The sequence below is a fragment of the Leisingera thetidis genome (assembly GCF_025857195.1).
GTDB lineage: Bacteria > Pseudomonadota > Alphaproteobacteria > Rhodobacterales > Rhodobacteraceae > Leisingera > Leisingera thetidis.
The window spans coordinates 3,462,781-3,470,000 of the sequence record NZ_CP109787.1; the positions used below are offsets into that span (position 1 = coordinate 3,462,781).

1 protein-coding gene, 1 tRNA gene and 2 rRNA genes (1 of these 4 running past the window's edge) are annotated in these 7,220 nt (G+C 51.1%); all 4 read right to left on the minus strand.

Features of this window, described 5'->3' with window-relative positions:
• Nucleotides 1-223 precede the first annotated feature (223 nt).
• Nucleotides 224-3,919, minus strand: a complete 3,696-nt coding sequence (locus OKQ63_RS16705; protein WP_264211170.1) for a type IIG restriction enzyme/methyltransferase — start codon at nucleotides 3,917-3,919, stop codon at nucleotides 224-226.
• A 438-nt stretch (nucleotides 3,920-4,357) separates the two neighbouring features.
• Nucleotides 4,358-4,434 (minus strand) — tRNA-Met (locus OKQ63_RS16710).
• Between the two features lie 47 nt (nucleotides 4,435-4,481).
• Nucleotides 4,482-4,596: ribosomal RNA gene (gene rrf / locus OKQ63_RS16715) — 5S ribosomal RNA — on the minus strand.
• Nucleotides 4,597-4,795: 199 nt separating this feature from the next.
• Nucleotides 4,796-7,220, minus strand: a 23S ribosomal RNA gene (locus tag OKQ63_RS16720) (it continues 406 nt past the right edge of the window).

Consider the following 7,220-nt stretch of genomic DNA (forward strand, 5'->3'; position numbering starts at 1 on the left):
AGGAAGCCCTCCAAAACGGCCGTTCGCTGCGGGCATAGCCCTGGTCGCCTAGTACGACGACAAGCGCAGATTCCGGACTTTGCAAAGTTGGTGCGACGAGACATGCCAGTAACGCCCACGGCCCATTTCTGACAATCACTGTGCGGAGACAAGCAAAAGAACGCAGCCGTTCGCGCCGCATGCATAATACAGGTGATACAGATGCAACTTTCATGGCCGACCTTCAGATGTCTTCTGTGCGAATTTCGAGAAAATACTCAGCTACAATAGCAGCTTCATCGTCAGAAAGACCGTACAGACTGACGACATCCGCTTCGTTTTCTTCGTCAAGGACTCTGAACTCCATTCCCATTTTTGAAGACTTAGCAAGTTCGCAGAGCCTCTTGGTACGCTCTACCAGACGTTCAATCAGTTCACTCTTTCCATGGATATCAGGCAATGGGAATGATTTGATATCGCTGACAAGTATTTTTGGAAACGCACCCTTCGTTGCCTTGGGGGACGAATTAAAATGATAGAAGCTTGCGACTTTCGAGTTCAATACCGCCAGCAAGGCAAATGCTGGGAAATCGCCGTTTGGTCTGTCTAGAATGTTGATGAGGGCTGGGTCATTATACAGCGTTTCTTCACTGTAGCCAGCGAAGATCCTCGGATTGGTTATTTCACGGACCAAGATTCTAGGATCATTGAAGAACTTAGGCTGCCTTGGATTGGCTAGATCGGCTGAGTATTCGATGTACTCTGTACCGTTCCATTGAACAGAAAAGCGGGTGACGTCTTCCCCCTTCAACCACGGTGAATTGGTGCCCGTCGGCTGGTTTGAATGGAAAGCTCGAGACAAGATGATTTCCTCTGACTGCCCTTGGTGCTTGTCGTAGGCTATAAGCCCTTGGGAAATATCTGGAAAATGCGCCTTTAAGTCTGTGCCGCTTGACTTAATTTTAGTCACGGTCTCCATGACTTGAGGATCCAGGCGGAAGACCAATCCCCAGTTTTTATTGTTTTCGAAGAGAGTTGCGAACGATGCCAATTCTGTGTCCCGACGCAAGTACTCCAAGACATTTGTGTCAAGCCCCGTACGGCGAAATTCTACGCCTTCCCGTCCCTTTCTGCGTCGTGCATGAAAGATGATGTTGTGAACAACCACGCCTTCGAAGACCCGGAAACTCGTTAGATCATCAATGTGGATGTCCCGCCAGTCGTGTAGGAGTTGCTCCCGATAGCGTTTTGCAAAGTGATTGAAGAGCACGCTGTTCGGTACGATTTGGCAGGTCGTGCCTTCTTTTTTGCAGATTGCACCCGCCAAATTTAGGAAAAGATAGTAAATTTCAAAGTCAGGGACCTTTCCCAGAGATCGCGTAATGTGGGAACGGGCCGGTTCCGATATTGAGACTCCGTAAGGTGGGTTCGCGATTATGAGATCGAAACCAAGAAATTTTCCTTTGTCATCTAAAACTTCCGGGAACTCGAAACGCCACTCTAGGGCGCTAAGGAAAGTTTTCCGTTGCACCAACTTATCTCGCTCGCTCTCAAGCTTTTCGATGCTTTCCCGGATACTACTGATCGTCGTCGCACGTTTGGATTTTTGTGCCTCATCGTCTGAAAATAAATCTTCTTGTGCTTCTTTGGCTCTGAGCTCGGCTATTTCCGCATCTATTTTTCTAGTCAATCGCCCCAGTTGCTCTTCCTGAAAACGTGATTTCGCGCCGTTAATCCTCTCTTGGAGATGCCTCTTTGTCGTTTTGTCTTTCGTGTTCTTATATTCTTGTACAAGTGCTCTATACGTCGACACCGTTAGCCCGGCATTCTTGAAAGCCTCGGACAAGTTCTCGTCCAGCGCAAAGCGCGAGAGTATCGCGTTCCCGCATTTGATATTGATATCGATGTTCGGCAGCGTCTCGAGTTGCCCATCCTGACCGTCTCGGTAATAGGCATTCTTTAAGAGTTCGATCCAAAGACGAAGCTGGCAAATTCTCACCGAGTTGATGTTGATGTCTACACCAAACAGGCAGTTTTCGATGAGTTTTTGCTTCTCATGGAAAAGCGTTTTCTGAACGTGCTGAAGCGCCTTAGGAACGGCATTCTCGATGACTTGGTAGGAAAAAACCTCATCAGTGTTTTCGTGGACGATAATAAGCTCATCATTGTCCACTTCAATTTGGTAGTCAGACAGTCGGTTGCCTTCGGAGTCGGCCAGAACACCGAGACGGGATTTAAGGGCGATGAGTTCGTTAAGACAGGAAACAAGAAAGTGGCCAGAACCCACAGCCGGATCGCAAATTGTCAAGCCATCGATCACTTCGTTCAGCTTAAGAATTGAAGACTTTGATCGATCCGTGATGTTGTTCCTAAGGTCGTCAATGTCATCAAGTGTCCAGCTTGAGTACTCCCGACGGAAAGCTTCTAGAACCAATTTTTCAACCGATTCCCTGGCCATGTACATTGTAATGAAACCGGGAGTGAATATTGCACCATCACGATATCCGTTGATCTTTTCAAAAATTAGACCGAGCACTGCAGCGTTGATTATGGTCTTGCTTTCTTCTTGGACATCTCCCCCGCCCACGGTTCCGAAGTCGTAGGAGTCGAGGAACTCAAAAATGTATCCTAGCGTGTTCTTGTCAGCGCTCAGACGTCGACCGAGGGCGTCCTTCAAGACCGTTGCTTTGAAAATCGGTATTTCCAGAGCATTATTCAATGCATTGATTCTAAACCTTTTTTCCAGATTCGTGAGCTCAAAAAGCGAGCTGTTCAAATAGGGGATTTTGGCATACTTTTCACGTACACCGTCCGGACGGTCGTCTGGCTTGAAGGCCAAAACCATGAAGAACAGGTCTGATAGGTCATCGAAGTCGGCGATCATGGACCTAGTGAGAAACTTGTAGCTGCTGTCGTGACCGTGAAATTTGACCAATTGAGCTTCTAGAAGCTTGAGGAAAAGCAATCGGTTGATCCAAGTTAGACATAGCTCGAGTGCAATGTTGAACTCACGCTTCTCGTTTGAAGCGCCATACTCCAAGATTATTTCCGGGGAGTTGAAGTCATCCTCGTATCGGATTCTGGTGATGGCGTTTTCCAGCAGTGACCCAGGATTTCTTTTTGCCTTTGATAGGCGCCCAATCAAACGCTTGGACCCCTCCTTGCGTTCCTCAAGCCCAATGATGTGCAGAAGCTCATCGTAGAATGCTTTGTTCAGGCTATTGCTGTCGTTGTTCAACTCTTCCCGTAGAAGGAAGTGAGGGCCCAGGAACTTGAATAGCTTTACAATTTCCTTGCTCTCGGCACCCTTATGAATTTTCGATCGATATGTCCGCAAATCAAGATGAATGGCTTCCAGTTCGACGTCGCTAGCTTCGATGAAGGGAGCGGCGATTTCCCGGTAAAAGAAATCAGTAGTCGATTCTGTTTTCTTGTTATCACGCCACGCTTTGAAATCTTTTCGAAAGACCGAGCTCTTGAAGAAAGCTCTTTCGAAGCTTGACGAAGAAAAGACAAAAAATTGGTACTCCGTGCAGATCACAAGGTGCTGTATGTCCGTGTTTCCCGCGTCGCGCTCTTGCATGAAGTAAAGTACCAGTTCATGCATTGCTTTGCGGTTGACATTGTCCAAACGGATCATGTCAGCTTTGTTTGCCTCTCTCTTGCTCTCAAAAAGAACCGCAGCGGGCGAACCCTTGCCACGTGAGCGAATAACAAAGTCGATAGCACCTTGTTGCTCAATTGTATGATCAGGTGAATATGTCGGCTTCAAGAACGCCATCAGGTGAGTCTTGAGGTTTTCTTCGCTCTCTTGGCTATCAATATGATCAAGGTAACCACCCAAGTTCGAGGCAAACTGATCTACATCTGCTCTCGCTGGCCGGAAGGCTTTCAATGCCGGTGGCAGACCCTTGGAAACGGACTTAGTTACCATATTCATCTGACGATAAACCTTTGCCTTTGAAATGTTCGGATGTTCACTTCTCGCCCAAATTCATTGGGTAGGCCACCCGCAACCGACGCGAAAGTCGGCTTTCTTGATTTCGGCCCAGGAACCTGCATCCGCGGCGAACGTCCGCTTCTCGCCCCGCCTGCCGGGATGCTCTGATGCTGCGGTAGCACAGGCCATGTCCGCTTCGGGCTGAGACCGGTCTGGCGCACTAAGGAAACAGGTGGTCACGGGCAGCGCTCTTTCCTGTAAGGAAGCGGCCGCTGCCAGGCTCATGCCCTGATCGGACCAACGGCCTGGCGCACTGTTGCCCGGATGCTACAGCAACAATCCGCCCCATTTGCTTCCACAGTGCTTCCAGCGGTGAAGGCGTCAAAACGTCAAAAGCGCCCCTTAGGGCGCTATCATACTGGTATTATTAGTTTATCTTGGTTGCGGGAGCAGGATTTGAACCTGCGACCTTCAGGTTATGAGCCTGACGAGCTACCTGGCTGCTCCATCCCGCGTCAGGTGTATTTCGCATCGTTTTTGAGAGATATTTGGATTTTACTAGGTTTGGCGGTGACCTACTCTCCCAGGGCTTGAGCCCAAGTACCATCGGCGCTGCAGTGCTTAACTTCCGGGTTCGGGAAGGGACCGGGTGTTTCACTTGCGCTTTTGCCACCAAACCGAGAAAAATCCACTTGCCTCCGGCAAGTGGATTTGGCGGCAGGCAGCGTATTTGCAAAGCAAATGCGCGTTGCCGCACCTGGGTTGCGTCACGAGACGTTTCCACGAGCGGAAGGCAGTACAATCAACGTTTGTCCAAGTTTTGTTTTGGGATGTGTTTGCTTGTTTGGTTCTGAGTAACACTGTCTGTTACTGGATCAAATCAAGCCTGTCGGGCGATTAGTACCGGTCAGCTGAACGCATTGCTGCGCTTACACCTCCGGCCTATCGGCGTGGTGGTCTTCCACGGCCCTCAGGGATACCTTGTTTTGAGGGGGGCTTCCCGCTTAGATGCCTTCAGCGGTTATCCTGTCCGATCATAGCTACCCAGCACTGCTATTGGCATAACAACTGGTCCACCAGTGGATCGTTCACCCCGGTCCTCTCGTACTAGGGGCAACTCCTCTCAAGTATCCTACACCCACGGCAGATAGGGACCGAACTGTCTCACGACGTTCTAAACCCAGCTCACGTACCTCTTTAAACGGCGAACAGCCGTACCCTTGGGACCTGCTCCAGCCCCAGGATGAGATGAGCCGACATCGAGGTGCCAAACACTGCCGTCGATATGGACTCTTGGGCAGTATCAGCCTGTTATCCCCGGCGTACCTTTTATCCGTTGAGCGATGGCCCTTCCACGCGGGACCACCGGATCACTATGGCCGACTTTCGTCTCTGCTCGACTTGTCAGTCTCGCAGTCAGGCTGGCTTCTGCCATTGCACTCAACGAGCGATTTCCGACCGCTCTGAGCCAACCTTCGCGCGCCTCCGTTACTCTTTAGGAGGCGACCGCCCCAGTCAAACTACCCGCCACGCAGGGTCCCGGATCCGGATAACGGACCGCGGTTAGACATCAAGAGTGCGAAGGGTGGTATCTCAAGGGAGGCTCCACCGGAACTTGCGTTCCGGCTTCGATGCCTACCACCTATCCTGCACATCACAATCCTGATGCCAGTGCGAAGCTGTAGTAAAGGTGCACGGGGTCTTTCCGTCTAACCGCGGGAAGCCTGCATCTTGACAGGCAATTCAATTTCGCTGAGTCGATGTTGGAGACAGCGGGGAAGTCGTTACGCCATTCGTGCAGGTCGGAACTTACCCGACAAGGAATTTCGCTACCTTAGGACCGTTATAGTTACGGCCGCCGTTTACCTGGGCTTCAATTCGGAGCTCTCACCCCTCCTTTTAACCTTCAGGCACCGGGCAGGCGTCAGACCCTATACGTCGCCTTGCGGCTTCGCAGAGCCCTGTGTTTTTAATAAACAGTCGCCACCCCCTGGTTTGTGCCCCCGGATTCCACTTGCGTAGGACCCGGGCCTCCTTCTCGCGAACTTACGGAGGTATTTTGCCGAGTTCCTTCAACATCGTTCTCTCAAGCGCCTTGGTATTCTCTACCAGTCCACCTGTGTCGGTTTAGGGTACGGTCTGATGGAGGGCTATTTCCAGGGACTGATCAGCAGCCCATTCAATCCGATAAGGATGAACTACCGTCACAATCCGTCACATCCTCCTGGCCCACGAATATTAACGTGGTTCCCATCGCCTACGCCTTTCGGCCTCGGCTTAGGGGCCGGCTTACCCTGCTCAGATTAGCTTTAAGCAGGAACCCTTGGACTTTCGGCGAGAGTGTCTCTCACACTCTTTGTCGCTACTCATGTCATCATTCTCACTAGTGATCTCTCCACGGGATCGCTCACGCGCCCGCTTCATCGAAAGCTCCTTGCGTCCAATCTTTCCCGGAGGAAAGTAAGGACGCATGGACCTATGTCACACTACGCTCTGCTACCATGCACTATGTGCATCCTCGGCTTCGGCTCATGGCTTGAGCCCCGTTACATCTTCGCCGCAAGACATCTTGATTAGACCAGTGAGCTGTTACGCTATCTTTAAAGGATGGCTGCTTCTAAGCCAACCTCCTGGTTGTTTTGGACGTCTCACCTGCTTTCCCACTTAGCCATGAATTGGGGGCCTTAGCCGGAGGTCAGGGTTGTTTCCCTCTCCACGACGGACGTTAGCATCCGCCGTGTGTCTGCCATCCAGTACTCCCGGGTATTCGGAGTTTGGTTAGGATCAGTAAGCCTGTGGGGCCCCATTACCCATCCAGTGCTCTACCCCCCGGGGTATTCGGATGACGCTCTACCTAAATAGATTTCGCAGAGAACCAGCTATCTCCGAGTTTGATTGGCCTTTCACCCCTAGGCACAGCTCATCCCGATCTTTTTCAACAGATGTGGGTTCGGCCCTCCAGTGCGTGTTACCGCACCTTCAGCCTGGCCATGCCTAGATCACTCGGTTTCGGGTCTGATCCCACGAACTCATGCGCCCTATTAAGACTCGCTTTCGCTGCGCCTCCGCCTAGCGGCTTAAGCTTGCTCGTGAGACCAAGTCGATGACCCATTATACAAAAGGTACGCTGTCAGCCCTCAAGGGGCCTCCAACTGATTGTAGGCGTTCGGTTTCAGGTACTGTTTCACTCCCCTCGCCGGGGTGCTTTTCACCTTTCCCTCACGGTACTGGTTCGCTATCGGTCAGTAAGGAGTACTTAGCCTTCGGAGGTGGTCCTCCGATCTTCGAACAGGATTTCACG

Bases quoted from the DNA above. Each gene is read 5' to 3' on its own strand.
- OKQ63_RS16705 (WP_264211170.1), bottom strand. From the start codon at position 3,919: ATGAATATGGTAACTAAGTCCGTTTCCAAGGGTCTGCCACCGGCATTG.